Genomic DNA, 2,574 nt, shown 5'->3' on the forward strand with positions numbered 1-2,574 from the left:
AGCGAACGACTACTCCCCGACTATCCCCAGTGCCTGGTCAAACTCGCCCGTTTCCACGGGACCATTCGTGGCGAATCCATCGCCGACGAACGCCAACTACACGGCAATGCCTTCACGCTGTTGCGCCAAGCCGAGGAATTCTGCCGGACCCACCTGCCGGTCGCGACACGCTTGGACCCTACCAGCATGATCCGCCATGACCAGCCAGAGATCCCAGTGCTGGCGTTGCGGGAGGCACTGGCCAACGCCATTTCGCACCGCGAGTACAGCACCGCTGCCGGGTCGATCAGTGTTTTCATCTACGACGACCGAGTCGAGGTCGCGAGTATCGGCGGCCTGCATTTCGGCCTGTCCGTCGACGACCTCCTGCGACCGCACGAGTCCCAGCCGTGGAATCCACTGATCGCTGGCGCCCTCTACCGCCGCGGCGTCGTCGACAGCCTTGGCAGCGGCATCCAACGTATGATCAGAATAGTGGAGGCGACCAGGATCCTCCCACCGACGATCATCGATACGGGAACGAGTGTGCTGGTGACGTTCCACCGCCGTGGCGCCGTGCCGGCGCATCTTCGGGATCGCGGCGTCTCCCGAGAGGGCATGGCCGTACTACAGGAACTTCTGGCTGCCGGCACATCCCTTCCCCTACGTGATCTTATTGCAGCAACGAACGTCAACCCGGGAATGTCCGACCGGACAATACGCGAGGAGCTCCAGCGGCTCCGGCGCCTGGAACTGGTGGAACCTGGAGGCACGGGCCGAGCCGCCCGCTGGGTCCTCACTGAGGCAGCCAAAGATCTCTTGGGGGTCGCACGGCATAGACCGACGAGCATGTCGTCGACCTCGGTGACATAACCATTCGGGCTGTGGCTGTAGTCACGGCATTGCAGCAGCCTGGCCTTCCAACCCGTTCCCGGCCACCGCCTGTCACGGTCTGTGAGAGCAACTGGTAGTCAACGTCCCACACCTGGGCCGGCACGATCAGGCCGCGTCACCGGTGTCGGTAGGCGCCGGTGACGCGTACATACCCATCGCCACCGCGTCCGCGGTCATCTCCGACAACAGCTCGCGGCCCACCGCACCGCCTGCCAGCATGTCATCGCCAGGCAGTCATGATCTCGTCCGGGCCGACCGACCGCAATGGCAGATCGGCGGCAACGCCGGTCCGGCTGACGGCGAGCAGCTTCGTATCCGGGTCGACGCCCGGCACCGCCGCGACGTCTCGTATCAGAGCGGCATGGTCGCGTTGGTCGAAAGGCTTCGCTGTCTGCCATTTGATGCTACCCGCGAAGATTATCCGGTTGGCGGCGCCCGTACGGTCGGCCCCGACCAGGTCAATCTCGGGGTTGTTCTGCCGGTTCCACCATCCGCCGACGGCTTCCACCTCGGGCCAGCCGAGCTCGGGGGCAATGCGCAGCAATGCCTCCCGCACCACCGGCTCGACGGCCCGGCCACGCCACGTGGTCCAGGAACGATGCACCCGCCGTAGCAGCAGATCACCTCGTCCGCGTTCGACCAGCGGCAGGCCGGCGGCAAGGTAGGCGAGATAAAACCGAAGATAGGGGTCGGCTACCCGGTAACGACGCTCCTTCTCGGCCAGCTTGGTGGAGAGCGGGGTGTCGACGGCGACCACCCGCTTGGCTTCCAGCAGACGCAGCGCGTTCGTCAGCGAACTCGCCGCCATCGGCTCCGCGCTTGCGGACGCCGCCCGGACGCCGCTCCACGTGCGTTCGCCATGTCCGATCGAGGCCAGTACGCTCCGGGCCTGGACATAACCGGGGAACTCGGCGGCAAGCGAGCGTTCCCCCGAGACGAGCAGCGCCGACGTCGGATCGGCGAGGGATGCGGCGAGGAAGCTCTCGATCGACTGGCCGCTGCCCCATTCCTGGCAGATCAGCGGCAGGCCGCCGGTGATCAGGTATGCGTCGATGGCCTCGGCGGCCGGCAGGCCAATCATGGCGCCGACCTCGGCGGGGTTCAGCGGAGGCAGCACCATGACTGTGCCGCGCTGGTGGAACGGTCGCCGGTAGTCGTCAAGCCGCTCCATCATCGCCAGGTCGGAGCCGATCAGGACGAGCAGGACCGGTTTCCGCGAGAGCAGCGAGTCCCACGCCGTCTGCAGGGTTCCTTCCAACGCCGGGTCGGTTTCGATCAGCCAGGGCAGCTCGTCGATGACCACGATGCTCGGGGCGTCGGCGGGCAGCGCCGCCGCAAGTTGGCGGAACAGCGCCGCCCATGTCGGCAGGACCGTACCTCCCTCGAACAGTTCCCGGCCCGGGATGTCGGACTCAAGTACGGCCGCGGCGAACGCCGCCCGCTCAGCCGCGGGATCGGCGCCCTGGCTCGCCTGGAAGAACACGAGCGGCAGGCCGGCCCGCTCGCAGAACACCTCGACGAGCCGCGACTTGCCGACCCGACGCCGGCCACGCAGCAGCACCGCCACGCCCGGTAGGTCACGCCGCGCGTCCCCCACCCGCCTGAGCAGCGCGTCGAGCCGCGCAAGCTCGGCCGCCCGCCCGACAAACCCCGCACTGGCCATCTCACTCCTCGCCCCGGAACTACAGTCCACTGTAGTTC

2 protein-coding genes are annotated in these 2,574 nt (G+C 67.2%); one reads left to right on the forward strand and one right to left on the reverse strand.

Annotated elements, in window-relative coordinates:
* The coding region (locus tag MJ783_RS00430) for an ATP-binding protein (RefSeq protein ID WP_305039468.1) at positions 1-852 on the forward strand (852 nt) is incomplete at its 5' end.
* Between the two features lie 241 nt (positions 853-1,093).
* On the opposite strand, the gene MJ783_RS00435 is transcribed toward MJ783_RS00430, so the two are convergent.
* Positions 1,094-2,566, reverse strand: coding sequence for an ATP-binding protein (locus MJ783_RS00435; RefSeq protein ID WP_239307883.1), 1,473 nt, complete (start codon positions 2,564-2,566; stop codon positions 1,094-1,096).
* Positions 2,567-2,574 lie beyond the last annotated feature (8 nt).

It is taken from the genome of Protofrankia sp. Cj3 (assembly GCF_917627355.1).
Taxonomy (GTDB): Bacteria; Actinomycetota; Actinomycetes; order Frankiales; family Frankiaceae; genus Protofrankia.